Source organism: Rhodanobacter sp. BL-MT-08 (assembly GCF_054161255.1).
This window is the reverse complement of sequence record NZ_CP167872.1, coordinates 392,189-408,021: the sequence shown is the minus strand read 5'-3', so window position 1 is coordinate 408,021 and position 15,833 is coordinate 392,189. Positions and strand designations below refer to the sequence as shown.

Genomic DNA, 15,833 nt, shown 5'->3' with positions numbered 1-15,833 from the left:
TTGCAAAGTTTTCGTCGGTGGACTCACTTCTAAAAATTGCTGTACCTCTGAGGTGCAATTTCAGTGCTTTCTACCCGCTTCGAACAAGAACCAAACACGCTTTTCAGCTTGGTCGATCCAGTTTTCGATAAGGCTGGCGGTGGCGACGTCTCCATACTCATCGCAAAGAGAATGTGTAATTCTCATGAAACCAATGAGCCTCATGTTGTCTTCGCGAAGTTCTGCAAGAATGTCGTCAGGAGTTACGAAGTCCGCATCATTGTCTGACAATCGCTGAAGCCGCTTAACGTGGCCGACAGAACGAATTGTCGTTCCGCCGAGTTTTCGCACTCTCTCTGCAATGTCATCGGTTGTTTCGTAGATGTCGCTGGACTGCTCGTCAAGCAGCAAATGAAAATCCCGAAAGTGCGGGCCTGACATATGCCAGTGAAAGTTTTTTGTCTTAAAATAAAGAGCAAAAACGTCGGCAAGGAGGGTATTCATTTCAGCTGAAATGTCTCTCCTCGCGTTGTCGCCTAGACCCGTCGGCGTATATAAGTCTGACCGGGTAAGAACATTTTCACTGTCATTAATCATAAATCTCCCAATGTATTGGTCTATGACGAGTGCCTGGCAAAAATGCCTAGTAAGATCCTTTACCTACTGCGCAGTGAGGCTAGCACCGATGGAAGAGTGTTAACGCCCCAGTGCTCTAAGTACTTACCTGCACGAATTCTCACTATGTCTATCACGTCTATTGAAATCGAGGCGTGGGTAGCTTCAATCCCCATAAGTGTGCCTAAGTGGGTACCAGTTATGCGCTTCCGTGTCGTAACCCTATCGCCCTCAGCAACCTGATCAAGTATTTCGACTTTGATGTCCGGCATTGCTGGGCGAAGAACATTGTTAAACGTATTCCACATCCCCAACGCACCATTGTCTGTGCCAGGCGGCGCCGATCTGTTGATGAAGTCATCATCCATTAGCTCATGAAGTGACGACTCCCTACCTTCCTGAATGACTTCTTGATTAAACCGCTTTACTACATATTTGTTTGCGGCTTGCATTGTGGTCATAGAAACTCTCCCTCGCTTAGCTTAATTTTCAAGCAAACGTTTTATAAAAACAAAACATTTTGCCTAATCCAAACTACTTTGCTTATCTCAATTAAGAAGAATTTTAAGTACCAGCCCTGTCGTCACCTTAAAATGTGAATGAAATAACCATCGCACTAATTTATAACGTAATCGCCAGCCGCATTCCCAATACAGTAGCGTCTGGATTAGAGCTAATGCCACCGGGATGCCTTATATACTGAATATTTGGCATAACATACAGTCCCGGAATGACCTGCGCTTTATAGTTGAGCTCGGTGAGATACTCATAACCGGGCACTGGCAAGGGGCCTAAACCAGCAGCATTCGCTTGTATTGCGCCATCTGCAACCAAACTGCTTACGTGATCACGTCCGAGCGCGAAGCCGATGCGATCTTCCGGTCGGGAGGCAAAAGGCGCGCTATAAAAAAGTCCGATGGATACCTTGTTGTCAGTGTAGTCGGTATCTGAGTCACCCTGCATGATGTTAGCGAAAATCGACAAGCCGCCACCAGCTTCGTTTGTGGTGACCTGCTGCTGTCCCATTGCATAGGATCCTGACACGCTACCTTGTAGCCTCGGTGTGCCGCCGGTGATTGTCAGCGGCTTGCCGTTGATATCTAGTAGCAGATTGGGATAGTTGCCGCTGTTTCTCCATCCACCGACTGCCCATGTGCCTGGCAAGTCTCCGTTGCCGTTAAGGTGTGTGCTCCACCCTAGTTCTGCGAGTATCAGCGTGCCTTGGCTTTTTCCCGACGGTGAAAAACTCAGTCCTTCTGAATTGTTAAGGTTATTTTTATTCACGTCGAAGGCCCCCAGTTTTACATACCAGGACTTGCTCGGATTGATCCTTAGCACCCCACCAGTCTGGGCAACTGGATAATTAAACCAACCTTGCGTGTTGTAACCTGGCAGAGAGCCGCAAAAATTTAAATTTTGAAAATTGCACGAAAAAGGGAAGAAATCGTCGCTGATGTCCATTCGACCAAACTTTATATCAATCAGATCATTCCACAACTTTTGATCATAGTAAAAGCGGGTCAGCCGTGTCACATCTCCGGCTCCATATATCTCTTGTGTCTCAAGTAAGGTTCCCAGGCTTGCTTTTTTATCGAGCTGATCACCGTTACGGTCGTTGATGCTTATAACAAACGAACCGCCCTTCCAGCCCCAAAGCTTCTCGAAGTCGAACGTTGCTCCGATATGAATTTGATCCGCGTATGCGCTCGTATTTCTATCGCCGCCGCTGGTGTTGGTGGCGAACTCGCCAACGTAGTCTGCGCTAAGGTCAATGCCATCGTCGTGCAAACGCTGGCGTTCTCCGCCCCAAGCGCCCGTCAAGGTCGTCGCGCCATAATCAATTTCTTGAGCTTTTAGCGGAGCTACCGCCACGGCTGTAGAGAACGCCAACGCGGTCATAGCGATCATTTCAATCTTCATAATTCAGGATTCTCTCCAAGTGTCGGCGATAGCAAGTTGATGAGTCCATGTGCAGCACGCGATCGATTGGCACGTCTTCAAAGGCGTGTGCTTGCTTATTGCCGGATTAAGATTTAGCCATCGTTCGCATGTAACGTTCATGGCTATTCGATGCCGACTAGTTTTCCCAACGTGAGAATTCGTCGACACTCCCCCATTTTTTTACGCACGAGTCCTCGCTCATCGCTGACTTGCGTTGAGTCTTCGTGCTTTATTACTCATTTACTATGTCCACGAGTCGCTTGACTTCATGGAGACACTAACAAACTACTTTTCGAATACGTAGGGTTTAACCGATAGAAAAACCGGTTCGAAAATAGATCATTCGCCTTAGACGATTAACAGTCATGGACTAACTAATTCGGTATTTGGGAACCCGTGATTTCTGCGAAACGAATCTTTCTCGTGAAATTCGTCGGCGCATCCGTGTCTCCCTGCGGCGGGCGTTCGCCGGCGGCAAAACTACGACGAAACTCCATAGGCGACATCCCCTTCATGGCATCGAAGCGTCGGTTAAAATTGGACACGCTGCTAAAGCCTGCTTTGAAGCAAATGTCTGTCACGCTTAACTTACTGCTCGCCAAAAGCTCACAGGCCGCATGAACACGCAACTTGTTCAAGTACTGAACAAACGTCATCCCTGTCGATTTCATAAATGACCGTGAGAAACCACTTGCACTTTGATTACATAGCCTTGCAAGATCGGATTCGCGGATCTTTGCCGTAAAGTTATTTTGTAAGTAAGCGAGAACACTATTGACCGATGCGTACGCAGGATTGTCGGGATCATTTTCGAAAGAAGCGCTCGACAGCAACACTGTTGACTTGTCTGCAGCGAGAAGCTCGAGAAGCTGAAGGAATCCACTCGCGCGGTGCAACCCCTGTGCCGCACATATGTTCACCATAACGGGCAACACAGCGTTGGCTGTTTCGTCAGCAAACTTTACCCCAAAGCGCGCTTTCTGAAGCATGGGCTCAAGCGCTCTCAACTCTGGCATCGTCGCTAACAAACGTTGCATGTAGTCAGCGGTAAATTGGACGACGATTCCCCGTTGCGGGACGGTTACACCATCGGGTACGTCGCTAATCCAATTATGCGGAACATTGGGTCCGATAAGAACGAGATTGCCCGGTGAAAACTGGCCGATGAAGTCACCGATAAAGTATTTTCCCCTGGTGTCAGTCACGAGGTGGATTTCGTACTCTGGGTGATAATGCCAACGAACTGTTCGATATGGGTATCCGTGCGCAAAAGCTTTGAAAGACTCATTTTGCGCAATGGAAACCAGTTCAATATCGGGTTTCATCTGACCTGCCCTCCTTTATCAAGTGCGCTCACCTATCTCGTACTTCGTAAACCATTGGAAAGTTGGTGCGCCTGAGCAGATAGTAGCAATAGCAGAGTGGGTCAAAGCCACTACATTGTCGGCAGAAAACTACTACTTTTTTGCCTTCTTTTTTGTTGCGATGCGCTGAAGGAAGAGAAACTTTGTTGCTTCGCCTAGGCTTTTAGATATTGCGGCGCAATAAAATTTGCTGCAACGCAAAATGAGTCGAACAATGTCCGGTTTGTCTGCATGTCCTACTCTTGTGTGGTTACGTATGCGTTCTAGACTGTCAGTTCCTGGAACGACCGATCATACTTTTTCGACATCATGCGCTTGGCATAGACCAATCTTATATCCATGTGAGGCACAACTATGGCAGTTAAACTCGAAAATCTTTCTCATCAGGAATTGCAAGCCTTTATTGACGAAGCCCAGTCTCAATTGAAGTCCGCCCATTCGAATCTTATCCAAGACGTCAGGAAAGAAATCGACGCTGTACTACAGCGCCGTGGTCTAACCTGGGCTGAGGTCTACCCTACACGTGCGGGCAAGAAAGCATCGAGTAAAAAGGGCTCTGTCGCTCCGAAATATCGTAACCCTGCGGATCCAGCTAAGACTTGGTCCGGTCGCGGCAAGCAACCACTTTGGTTTGCCGAAGTCATCAAAAAACGGGGAGTGACAGCTGAAAGTCTTTTGATCGGTAGAGCAACGATAAGGGCCCCAAAAAAGGCTGAAAGCAAGACTGCGAAATCGCCGCGAAGCAGATGATTAGCGGGAATATGATCCTCGCGGCTAAAAACGTAAAACAAAGGGGTCCTGTACTACCTGCTAGCGTCCTATTATCGCGAAAAACTCGCTCGGTCGATGGATGATCGGTCAATCAGTTTCATCATGCCGCAGCGAAAGTATTTTTCAACAGAATCAGCCAATAGGAGACGGTCGGCTACCTAATAAGCCTGCCGCAAAGCAGCGGTTCAAAAGACGTTCGCTCTGATCTCTCCTGACCAAGGAATGTCTCCTCGACCGAGTATCGCGGTAGTTCCGTGCTAGCTTGGTTACCGCTTTGCCGCTAGCAAGGCGGATCATAAGTTACTCGCGTGTATTCTCATGGCCACATTAGGCTGTTAGAAGGGAGAGCCATGGTTACGTTACGCATCGATCATATTGTACTTACGGTGAAGAGCATTGAGACCACATGTGCGTTCTACGCTAGAGCGCTTGGAATGGGGGTAGTCACCTTCGGCGACGGTCGAAAAGCTCTTTCTTTTGGCTCCCAAAAGTTCAACCTTCACGAGTTAGGCAAAGAGTTCGAACCCAAAGCGCACAGACCAACGCCGGGTTCAATCGACATCTGCTTGATCACCGATATCCCCCTCGAGGACTGCATTTCTGACTTGACGGAGGCCGGTGTTGCCATCATCGAAGGTCCTGTAAAAAGAACTGGTGCGACTGGCCCTATCATGTCGGTCTACTTCCGCGACCCGGACCAAAACCTCATCGAGGTTTCCAACTATCTATACGTATAGACGAGGCTCCAAGTGCTCGGAGGCGGGGACTTCATCCGTGGTTTTCCACGATGTGGAAGTGGAAAGTGCGCTAGTGATAAACGACAGCTCGACCCGAAGTCTGGCCCATCTCGACGACACGATAAACTTGCCCCAACAACGGTCGTACGATGGCCAAAAATAACCCATCCGAAAGTAACCGTTCGCGACCGGCCGAGGCGGGTCCTTCGGCGACGATCGAAAAAGAGTCGCCAACCGGCCCTCGAGTCACCTCCAATCAGAGGTCGCTGACCGGCCACAACCCGGCGGTCGAAGTCTCCATCACGTTGCCCGATAACCGCCGTTCAGAGCTGGCATGACGCGACAGTTTGCCCTGCACTAAATCCGCACCGGCAGGTGGGCGCCGGCGGCGGTAGCGACCGGTGATTCGACGAAACTAAAGGTGACCAAGCGGCTTGACGAAATCGGCAGGTGGTGAAGTGCGGCCTGGCGTCAACGGTCAAGGCGTCGAACAGCACGTTGTCGCGGCCGGCCCGCTTGATCGAGCGCGAACTCACCAAGCCCAGCGAATACCCTAAGACGCTCAGCCACGTTTGTGATCTGCATGAGGCCTTCGAAAGCCTGAGAAATTAGGCATGCGGCCGAACTTTGTGTTGTGTGAAGTTGTTTCGGCGCTATTGCAAGGCAACACTAAGACTTAACTAGCGTGGTTTTCGGCCACTGTGCGCTTTAGAGCCGAGGCTGTTAATCGTAATGCGTAACCGAGGTCTGGAGTTGCCGCTCTCTCCCGAGAACAGCATGGGCCCAAGCACCATCCATGAAAACAGGATTGCTCCCCAGTCAGCAGTCCTGGCAACAGCAACAAGTAGAAGGCACTGCTGCATTGCACAATATTTGACTGTTTGCCTATCAGCGTTGCAAAAAAGTATCGGAAATGGCGATCTTTTGTAGTAGTGAACTGCAAACGATGAGGCTATCGTCTGCGCCGTTGACTCGCAATTCGCCGTGCTTAGCGTGAATTGAAAAAAGAATACTTAGGGAGGGAACAGTGTCGACCGCTCTCGCTGCAGGAACTTGTAAATGCGGATCGTGTGCTCTGTGTCTTGCGCCGAGTGGTTCTGCACATGCTTCCAATAACGGGGACCCGTATCTGGAATTAGTCGCCGTTCCCTGCAATTTGTCATTCAAGATTTGGTCGCATGGCTATCCCTATCGGACGGTACGATGGCACCACCACCCGGAATACGAAATTCAACTTATCACTTCGACGACAGGCAGCTATTTCGTAGGTGATTACATAGGAAACTTCGAACCCGGCAATCTCGTGATGACGGGCATAAATTTGCCGCATAACTGGGTTAGCAATGTGCGACAAGACGACCGTATAGATGAACGCTGCATCGTCTTGCAATTCACGGCCGATTTCGCGGATCGCGCCATCGGTGTATTCCCTGAGTTTAGAAAAGTGCAGCTTTTACTTAAGGCTTCTAATCGAGGTTTACTCTTCCCAGCAAAGACGGGCACGGCTGCTGAGCCCATCATGAGGGAAATGCTCAGCGCACAGGGCCTGCGCCGCGTCGCGTTGTTCTTCTCGTTGCTTGACTTACTCGAGCAAAACGCTGAGCCGGTGAAGCTGGCATCTGCAAATTATCGCGTAAAAACAGAGCAATATCAGGACTCGCGTATCCCTTACCTACTTTCCCATATCAAAAACAATTTGTCGCGAGAGTTGCGCGAAACGGACTTAGCAGAAATGGCGGGGCAGAGTGCTAGCGCCTTCTCAAGATACTTTCGTCGGCACGTGGGTGTGACCTTTGTGCAATACGTGAACCAGTTACGCATCAATCTCGCATGCCAGTTATTGATCACCGAGGAACTTAGCATCACTGATATCTGCTACCGCGTTGGATTTAATAATCTTTCAAACTTTCACCGACAATTTTTTGTTCAGAAGTTTATGCCTCCCTCTCGATGGCGCGCTCAACAGAAACTGAGTACCGCGAGCACCAGTAATTCAGACGATTCTGAACACTATAGGCTCGCGATTACAAAGCAACCAAAGCATTAAAGAGTTAGCTCGGTATCGACTCCAACTTGGTTAGCATCTTTTTTCGTGATCGCTTTTCCACTGGAATAAACCTAAAAAGCCGGGCCTTACTGTCTTGTCATCTGGAAAAAATTGAAAAGTGCGCGCGCTAAAAATCGGCTTAGCAGCTGACGCTCGCACGTACTTTATAAAGCACCGTTTAATTCCTGGCGCTAAAAAGACGTTTGACCCGCGGCTCAACACCGGCATCTCTATGCCGGAATTCTTGTAAACAACGGAGAGAATCGATGAATAGACTTTCGAACCAACTGATTGGCGCCATCGTGTTGACGCTTGTGAGCGCGGCGGCATCGGCGGCCGCGCCCACGGGTACGGTCGCTTTCCTCATGCCCGACCAAGCGTCGACGCGCTACGAACAGCATGACTTTCCCGGCTTCAAGGCCGAGATGGCCAAAATTTGTCCGGACTGCAAGGTGCTCTACCAAAATGCGAACGCGGACGTCGCTACTCAGCAGCAACAGTTCAACTCGGTCATCTCGCAGGGTGCGAAAGTGATCGTCCTTGACCCGGTGGACTCCACAGCCGCCGCGTCCCTGGTTCACCTCGCGCGCAGTCAAGGCATCAAGGTCATTGCTTATGACCGACCAGTGCCATCGACACCCGCTGACTACTACGTATCTTTCGACAACGAAAGCATCGGCAAGGCTATTGCACGGTCGCTCGTCCAACACCTGAAAGACACCGGCGTATCCCCGTCCAAGGGTGGTGTTCTGGAAGTCAACGGCTCGCCCACCGACGCGGCGGCGGGGCTCATCAAAAAGGGTATTCATGCCGGTTTGGCAAGCAGCGGCTACAAGACGCTTGCCGAATACGACACGCCGGAGTGGGCGCCGCCGAAGGCCCAGCAGTGGGTCAGCGGGCAAATCACGCGGTTCCCAGCGCAGATCGTAGGTGTCGTCGCCGCTAACGATGGCACGGGCGGCGCGGCTGTCGCCGCATTCAAGGCTGCCGGCGTGAATCCAGTTCCCCCTGTAACAGGCAACGACGCGACGCTCGCCGGTCTGCAATTGATCATCGCCGGTGATCAGTACAACACCATTTCAAAGCCGAGCGAGATCGTCGCCGCAGCAGCGGCGAAAGTGGCCGTCGGTTTTCTGTCGGGCCAGGCGCCAAAGGCGCAGACAACGCTCTTCAACACACCGTCCCAGCTATTCACGCCGGCGGTGGTGACGGCGAAGAATCTGAAGAGCGAGATCGTCGACAAAAAAATCGCGAGCGCCAAGGATCTGTGCACGGGCCGTTATATCGACGGATGCAAGAAGTTGGGAATCACCCCTTGATCCGACGCAAATGGCATGTAACCCAGCTGACGCTGGGCTCTTCCATCCGTCAGCAGGTATTCGTTCAATGACTAGCGCTTCCACTACCCGATCGCCACCCGGAAAGCTGGTGCTCAGCCTGCGTGGCGTCTCGAAAAATTTTGGGGCTGTTTCAGCCCTGACGGACATAGAGCTCGACGTGCACGCTGGCGAAGTGGTCGCGCTGGTGGGCGATAACGGGGCCGGTAAATCGACGCTGGTCAAGGTTCTTGCCGGCGTCCATCAGCCGACGACCGGAACGATCACGTTTGACGGCAAGGCGGTCACACTGCCGAACCCGGGCGCGGCGCTCGACCTCGGCATCGCGACGGTCTTCCAGGATCTCGCACTATGCGAAAACCTTGATGTCGTGGCGAACATCTATCTCGGACGCGAGCTCAATCCTCTGCGCCTCGACGAAGTCGCAATGGAAGTGAAAGCATGGACGCTTTTGAACGAGCTCTCGGCACGCATTCCGAGCGTTCGCGATGTGGTGGCCTCGTTGTCGGGTGGACAGCGCCAGACGGTGGCGATCGCACGTTCGCTATTGCTCGATCCAAAACTGATCATGCTCGATGAGCCCACCGCGGCGCTTGGCGTGGCCCAGACGGCCGAAGTGCTGAACCTGATCGAGCGGGTGCGCGACCGCGGCCACGCGGTGATCATGATTAGCCACAATATGGAGGATGTCCGTGCCGTGGCTGACAGGATCGTGGTACTACGGCTGGGTCGCAACAACGGCGTGTTTTATCCGGACTCATCGAATCAGGAATTGGTCGCTGCAATCACCGGCGCCGACGAGAACGCCGTGTCGCGCCGCGCCGGACGCCGCCGGGCCGAACAGAGCACCGGCATTGGGGAGCCATCATGAACAACGAAGCACAAGGTGCTGCGCAGGCGCCAGCTCTGCTCGACCGGAGCGATGTCCGCGTCAAGCACGCCATCGGGTTTAGTGGCGCCGTCGCCGCCTTTTTTGAACGGCTGCGTTCGGGCGACCTCGGTTCCCTGCCAGTCATTGCGGGCCTGGTGATTATCTGGACCGTATTCACCACCCTGAATCCGGTCTTCCTGTCCGCCAACAACCTGGTGAATCTGTTGTTCGACTGCTCGACGGTCGGGGTGATCTCGCTGGGCATCGTCTGCGTACTGATGGTGGGGCAGATCGACCTGTCGGTGGGTTCCATGAGTGGCTTCGCGTCGGCGCTGGTCGGCGTGCTCTGGGTCAATCATGGCTGGCCGGTTCTGCTGGCCATTGCCGCTGCCATTGCCGTCGGTGCCGTATTCGGCGCGGTGTATGCGCTATTGCTCAACCGTCTCGGCATGCCGAGTTTTGTCGCAACGCTGGCGGGGCTGCTCGCGATCCTGGGGATGCAACTGTACGTCCTGGGCGACAACGGGTCGATCAATCTGCCCTACGACTCGGCGCTGGTAAACCTCGGGCAGCTGATCATCATTCCTGCACCGGTTTCGTATCTGCTGGCGCTGGCACCGGGCGTCGTGTTGATGCTCCTAGGGTGGCGCACACGTGAACGCCGACGGGCGTCCCATCTCTCGGCTTCTTCGCTGGGCAGCCTGCTTCTGCGCAGCGTTGCGCTCACCTTGCTGCTGGAAGCAGTCGTTGCCTATCTCAACCACGGCCGCGGTGTCCCGCTGATGTTCGGCGTCTTTCTCGGCCTGGCCGTGGGTATGGATTACGCGTTGAAGCGAACGCGTTGGGGCCGCTCGATGAATGCCGTCGGCGGCAACCATGAGGCTGCGCGAAGAGCGGGTATAAATGTCAGCGCCATCTACACCAGCGCCTTCGTACTTTGCGCGAGTTTCGCCGCGCTTGGTGGCGTACTAACAGCTGCACGGCTCGCGTCAGCCAGCCAGCAGGCCGGCACCGGCGACGTGAACCTCAACGCTATTGCAGCGGCGGTCATCGGTGGGACCAGCCTTTTCGGCGGACGCGGCAGCGCGTATTCCGCCGTGCTCGGCATCATCGTGATCCAGTCGATTGCCAGCGGTCTGACGCTGCTGAACCTGTCCTCGTCACTGCGCTTCATGATCACCGGCGCGGTGCTCGCCATCGCGGTCATCGTGGACTCCCTCGCCAGGCAGTCTCGCGTCTCGCACGGCCGTGCATAAATTGGAGCAAATTAGGAGCATTAGATGACTGACATGTTGAAGGGTAAGGTGGCTGCCATCACCGGTGCAGCATCCGGTATCGGCCTGGAGTGCGCTCGCACACTGCTCGCCGAAGGCGCGAAGGTTGTGTTGATTGATCGCGCGAAAGACAGGCTCACGCACTTGTGCGGGGAACTGGGACCGAACGCGTTTCCATTGGTCGTGGACCTGCTGCACCCCGAGGAAGTCTCAGCACTGCTGCCGAAAATCATTGAGCTCGCCGGCGCTTTGGACATCTTTCATGCCAATGCCGGTGCGTACGTGGGCGGCGATGTGCTGGAAGGGAATCCAGACGAGTGGGATCGGATGCTCAACCTCAACGTCAACGCAGCGTTTCGCTCCGTGCACGCGGTACTTCCGCATCTGGTCGCACAGAAATCAGGCGACATCATTTTTACCAGCTCTATAGCGGGTATCGTTCCAGTCGTGTGGGAGCCGATATATACCGCGTCCAAATTCGCGGTCCAGGCGTTTGTGCACACGATCCGCCGCCAGCTGTCGAAACATGGCGTACGGGTAGGTGCTGTGGCGCCGGGCCCGGTCGTTACGGCGCTGCTCGACGACTGGCCGAAGGCGAAAATGGACGAGGCGCTCGCCTCGGGCAGCTTGATGCAGCCGAAGGAAGTCGCCGATGCGGTGCTCTTCATGCTGACGCGACCGCGCAACGTGACCATTCGCGACCTGGTGATTCTTCCAAACAATGTTGATCTCTGACACGCGGAACGGCCGCTGTACCCCACTTGGGTTAACGACCCGTCGGCGCGGCCCCTCAGCATGTTGAACGGCAGCACTAAAGACAGTGAACTATGACCTCTGAAAATCCGAGTTCCGTCGCGACAGACTGCGACCGCTATGTTATCGGCGTCGACGTCGGCACGGGCAGCGCCCGGGCCGGCATCTTCGATCTCGCCGGGCACATGTTGGCGTCGGCCAGCCATGACATAACTCTGTTCCGGGAAAGCGGTTCGATCGTAGAGCAGTCCAGTGGCGAGATATGGAACGCTGTCTGTGATTCGGTACGAAAGGCCTTGTCGCTTGCGGCGGTGTCGCCAGAAAAGGTCGCTGGCATCGGTTTTGATGCCACCTGCTCGCTCGTCGTTTTGGGAGCTGGTGGTCAGTCCTTGGCCGTCGGGCCATCCGAGCAATCCGAGCGCGACATCATTGTCTGGATGGACCATCGTGCCGTGGCGCAGGCAGAGCGCATCAATGCGAGCGGCCATGAAGTGCTCGCATTTGTCGGCGGCAAGATATCGCCGGAGATGGAAACCCCCAAGCTCCTTTGGCTTCTCGAAAACAAGCCTGACGTTTTCGCGTCGGCTTGGCAGTTTTTTGATTTGACCGATTTCCTCACATGGCGCGCGACAGGGGATCTTTCCCGCTCCACCTGTACGGTCACGTGCAAGTGGACCTACCTTGCGCACGAGCGGCGCTGGGATGAAAGTTATTTCCGCACGATCGGTCTTGGCGTACTGGCTGACGAGGCCTTCGCCCGCATCGGCCAGACTGTCGTCGATCCGGGAACAGCGCTGGGCCAGGGGCTGACGTCAAAGGCTGCGGCAGATCTAGGCCTACTCGTTGGAACGCCCGTCGGCGCCGGGATCATCGACGCCCACGCCGGCGGCATCGGCACCGTCGGCGCCGAGAGTGAGCCGGAAAGTTGCCTCGCTTACGTTTTCGGAACGTCCTCCTGCACAATGACCACGACCCACCGGCCAGTCTTCGTACCCGGCGTGTGGGGCCCCTACTTCTCGGCCATGGTGCCGGATACGTGGCTGAACGAAGGCGGGCAGTCGGTGGCCGGAGCGGCCATTGATCGCCTGCTCGCGATGCACCCCGCAACGCCAGGCGCTCTACTCAGAGCGGAGCAGTTGGGGAAACCGTTGCCAGTGATGCTTGCCGGCCTTGCAGCTGAGGCAGCCCATAGCCTGTCGGAGGCAGTGCTGCTGGCCAAAGGCCTCCACATTGTGCCGGAATTCTTGGGCAACCGTGCGCCGCTGGCCGATCCCCACGCCAGAGCTGTGATCGCAGGCCTCGGCATGGAAAATGACCTGGACAGTCTGGTCGCGCTATACATCGCCGGCATTTGCAGTATCGGTTACGGCCTTCGCCAGATCATCGAAGCACAGGCAATGGCTGGTGCGCCCACCGAGCGAATAGTCATCAGCGGCGGCGCCGGCCAGCTCGATCTCGTTCGGCAGCTGCTGGCGGATACGACGAGAAAGATCTTGGTTGCCACGGCGGCAAAAGAGCCCGTATTACTTGGTGCCGCGATATTGGGAGCTGTCGCAAGCGGCCTTTTCGACGATGTCCGTTCGGCGATGGGCGAGATGTCGTCGATTAGCGGAACCTTTGAGCCGAAAAAAGGTGAAGCCGCGGCGATACACGAAGCAAGGTTTCGCGCGTTTAAGCAGTTACAAGCCGTGGCTAGAGACATCCGTTGACCGAAGCGGCGCGCTGAGGGTGAGCTTCATAACTAGGTCGTTGAGATCGGTTGGTATCGAGCTTGGGGTTTTTTCTAAGGTCTCGTGCCATCGCGAAATCATCATGGAACGAATCTGTCGATGATGCGCAACACAGTGGCTCCAATGAATCGGCCGCATATGTATATGACACCCGAAAAATTCGAACCTGCTGAAGACTTTTCTTATGACCTATTTGGCGATTGGCGAATGCACGCTGCAGCGCCTAGATCAGATAGCGTCTGGAGCTATTACGGCACAGTGACGGTCGGTAGAGTGACGGGGCATTGTCATGGTCTCGCGGTCGCGTTGGCATCACCGTTGAACCACTGCCGGTTCGCGAATTAGGGCTTTTCGAGCGGATGCAGATCGAGCATGACATCCAGACTCGAGCGGTGCGAGGCTGGGAGAAGGTACCCATGTTTTTATGCGCTCGACCTGTGTCGAATCGCTACCGACAGTAGTTAGGACCCAAATTCGCACGTGGACGGTCAAGGAGGGCTCCTGCTGAATTTGGTGGACCCTGTCGAGTTGCTTGGTCCGGGTGTAGATCGCTACCGCAACGGCCTTCGATAACGGAAGCAAATCGCTAGGCACTAGGTCCGGAATCGGCCACTTTCGGCCGGAAAACATGCAGGCCACGAAAAGCTCACAACTGGCCTTCTTGAAGCTCTAGCGATCGGTAGAAATCAGTTTCAATAGCAGCGGACCTATCTCTTCTACAGGAAGAATGTATTGCGGATGGTCCTCTCTCATGGCCGCCTCAGGCATGCTCGGATCGTATGCTTCTGAAGGGCACTGCACCACCCCAACGCCGCCAGCACTCGTAATTAATCGCAGACCGTCCGCGCCGTCAGAATCACCGCCGGTCAACACCACTCCAATGACCTGCGACCCGTAAACCGCTACAGCGCTCTCGAAAAGAGGATTCGCTGCTGGGCGCGGGTGATGCACTTTGGGCTCTTTATTCAGACTCATCCGACCATCGGAAGCAAGGATCAAGTGATGATTAGGTGGCGCCAAATAGATATGCCCACCTTGCGGCGTTTCGCCCGAATGAGCATAAGAAACTGGCATCGCAACCTTGCTGTCGAGCAGGCCTGCGGCGAGACCGGGACCGGTGGGCGAGGTGTGGAGGACGACCAACACAGCCGCTGGAAAGTCGGCAGAAAAAGTGCGGAAAAGTAGTGACAAGGCCTGGAGACCACCCATTGAAGCGGCGATCACCACGATAGGCGACATTCCAAGAAGGGAGTGATTGCGGTAGTGCGGAGGCATGCAACGGCACCAGTGACTAACTCGTCTGAGGCTGGTCGCCTTAATGTGTAGGCCGCGTGCTTAGAATCGTCTTGGACGCTTGTGACGCGCCACCAATGCCAGCGATTCAGCATAAGCGAGTAGCTTTCACCGAAATTAGGCCGCGGCTATGGAAGTGGCTTGAATGGACAGCGCCATGCATCGTCGACAATTCGCCCGCTGTATTGGCGAGCCTCGCTGGATTCGCCGTGGGGCGCAAGCATCGGGTTGGCGTGACCCTGAAAAGCAATATCGCGATCGATGATCTCATCGCGAAAACGGTTGTAGCGCCCTTCCTTGCGCAGCTGCTCGAACTGACTGTGCAGATTGAACACCATCGCCGTCACCGGCGTCCGGCGCGCGCGCCGCCCGGAGCCCGGATGCGTGCCCACCACGTAGAAAGCGTGGCCGGCCAGACTCATGCTGAAGTGGTCGGACGCCGGATCTCGGCTCACGCTGGGATCCCAGTCGAAATGCCGCGCGTCTCGCTCGTGCAGACGCTGCAGCCGCTGCCAAAGCGACTTCTCAAACTGCTTAGGGGTCTTGTGGGCGCTGCCCGGAAACAACGCTACAAAACTCTGAAACGCCGCGCTCTGTTCCGCGTTCGAGCTTGCATAGCTGGACAGCGCCTCCAAAAGCCCCTCGTCGCACGCTGCACTGTCAATCGGTCCGGCTTCGAAGAAATGGATTTGGCCGCGTGCAACAGCGGTTTTTGCCGCCAAACACGGAAAACCCACCTGTTCGATATGTCGAATGAAAGCGTTTTCCGACGAAGTCGTGACGGGGAAGTCGGCGGCAGTAACCATGGCATCAATCTGCAAAAAGCGAATGAAACGAGGACTATGTGAGAGCTGGCAGAAAAATAGCGTGAGTGGGAGATGTGCATCTCCTTCATCTGATCGGTCGATTTGCATGCGAAAAGCTGCTTTCCCTATTGATGACGTTGAGGTCGCTGGCGCTGTCCTCGATTCGACCAGAATGCCATTCGGTTCCTTCACGCACTCCAACCTATGGTTCGGAGTTAGAAGTTAGGTGTTTTGATGGTGTTGCGGCATTGCGCGCCCACGTTGCGAGCATCCGTGTCGTGGCAGAAAGCCATGCGCCCGCGCTCCTGCGTTTGG

14 protein-coding genes are annotated in these 15,833 nt (G+C 54.6%); 8 read left to right on the top strand and 6 right to left on the bottom strand.

Features of this window, described 5'->3' with window-relative positions:
- Positions 1-60: 60 nt before the first annotated feature.
- The 4 genes from ACDK93_RS01635 to ACDK93_RS01620 all read right to left on the bottom strand — a co-directional run bounded on the left by ACDK93_RS01635 (position 61) and on the right by ACDK93_RS01620 (position 3,860).
- Positions 61-576, bottom strand: a complete 516-nt coding sequence (locus ACDK93_RS01635; RefSeq protein WP_458070848.1) for a Dps family protein — start codon at positions 574-576, stop codon at positions 61-63.
- Between the two features lie 59 nt (positions 577-635).
- Positions 636-1,055, bottom strand: a complete 420-nt coding sequence (locus ACDK93_RS01630) for an ester cyclase (RefSeq protein WP_458070847.1) — start codon at positions 1,053-1,055, stop codon at positions 636-638.
- A 160-nt stretch (positions 1,056-1,215) separates the two neighbouring features.
- On the bottom strand, positions 1,216-2,514 hold the full coding sequence (locus tag ACDK93_RS01625) for a carbohydrate porin (protein ID WP_458070846.1): 1,299 nt from the start codon (positions 2,512-2,514) through the stop codon (positions 1,216-1,218).
- 395 nt (positions 2,515-2,909) lie between these two features.
- On the bottom strand, positions 2,910-3,860 hold the full coding sequence (locus tag ACDK93_RS01620) for an AraC family transcriptional regulator (RefSeq protein WP_458070845.1): 951 nt from the start codon (positions 3,858-3,860) through the stop codon (positions 2,910-2,912).
- Between the two features lie 393 nt (positions 3,861-4,253).
- Here ACDK93_RS01620 and ACDK93_RS01615 point away from each other — a divergent pair, with 393 nt between their 5' ends.
- The 8 genes from ACDK93_RS01615 to ACDK93_RS01580 all read left to right on the top strand — a co-directional run bounded on the left by ACDK93_RS01615 (position 4,254) and on the right by ACDK93_RS01580 (position 13,398).
- Positions 4,254-4,649 carry an H-NS histone family protein gene (locus ACDK93_RS01615; protein WP_458070844.1) on the top strand — a complete coding sequence of 132 codons (396 nt, stop codon included), beginning with the start codon at positions 4,254-4,256 and terminating at the stop codon, positions 4,647-4,649.
- Between the two features lie 371 nt (positions 4,650-5,020).
- A complete protein-coding gene (locus ACDK93_RS01610) occupies positions 5,021-5,407 on the top strand; it encodes a VOC family protein (protein ID WP_458070842.1) in 387 nt (128 codons plus the stop codon).
- Positions 5,408-6,563: 1,156 nt separating this feature from the next.
- Positions 6,564-7,454 carry an AraC family transcriptional regulator gene (locus tag ACDK93_RS01605; protein ID WP_458070841.1) on the top strand — a complete coding sequence of 297 codons (891 nt, stop codon included), beginning with the start codon at positions 6,564-6,566 and terminating at the stop codon, positions 7,452-7,454.
- A 266-nt stretch (positions 7,455-7,720) separates the two neighbouring features.
- Positions 7,721-8,773: an ABC transporter substrate-binding protein gene (locus ACDK93_RS01600; protein ID WP_458070840.1), complete on the top strand. Its 1,053-nt coding sequence runs from the start codon at positions 7,721-7,723 to the stop codon at positions 8,771-8,773.
- Between the two features lie 109 nt (positions 8,774-8,882).
- Entirely contained in the window at positions 8,883-9,662 is a 780-nt protein-coding gene (locus tag ACDK93_RS01595; RefSeq protein WP_458070839.1) for an ATP-binding cassette domain-containing protein, read from the top strand.
- Entirely contained in the window at positions 9,659-10,918 is a 1,260-nt protein-coding gene (locus tag ACDK93_RS01590; protein WP_458070838.1) for a sugar ABC transporter permease, read from the top strand. The genes ACDK93_RS01595 and ACDK93_RS01590 overlap by 4 nt, the downstream gene beginning before the upstream one ends.
- A 48-nt stretch (positions 10,919-10,966) precedes the next feature.
- The gene (locus ACDK93_RS01585; protein ID WP_458070837.1) at positions 10,967-11,671 is read left to right on the top strand and encodes an SDR family oxidoreductase; all 705 of its coding nucleotides are present in this window, start codon (positions 10,967-10,969) and stop codon (positions 11,669-11,671) included.
- Between the two features lie 92 nt (positions 11,672-11,763).
- A complete protein-coding gene (locus ACDK93_RS01580; protein WP_458070836.1) occupies positions 11,764-13,398 on the top strand; it encodes an FGGY-family carbohydrate kinase in 1,635 nt (544 codons plus the stop codon).
- 690 nt (positions 13,399-14,088) lie between these two features.
- Here ACDK93_RS01580 and ACDK93_RS01575 read toward each other — a convergent pair.
- Entirely contained in the window at positions 14,089-14,694 is a 606-nt protein-coding gene (locus ACDK93_RS01575; RefSeq protein WP_458070835.1) for a chemotaxis protein CheB, read from the bottom strand.
- Between the two features lie 146 nt (positions 14,695-14,840).
- Positions 14,841-15,626 (bottom strand): guanitoxin biosynthesis heme-dependent pre-guanitoxin N-hydroxylase GntA, encoded by a 786-nt coding sequence (gene gntA, locus ACDK93_RS01570; protein ID WP_458070834.1) that lies wholly within the window; start codon positions 15,624-15,626, stop codon positions 14,841-14,843.
- Between the last annotated feature and the right edge of the window lie 207 nt (positions 15,627-15,833).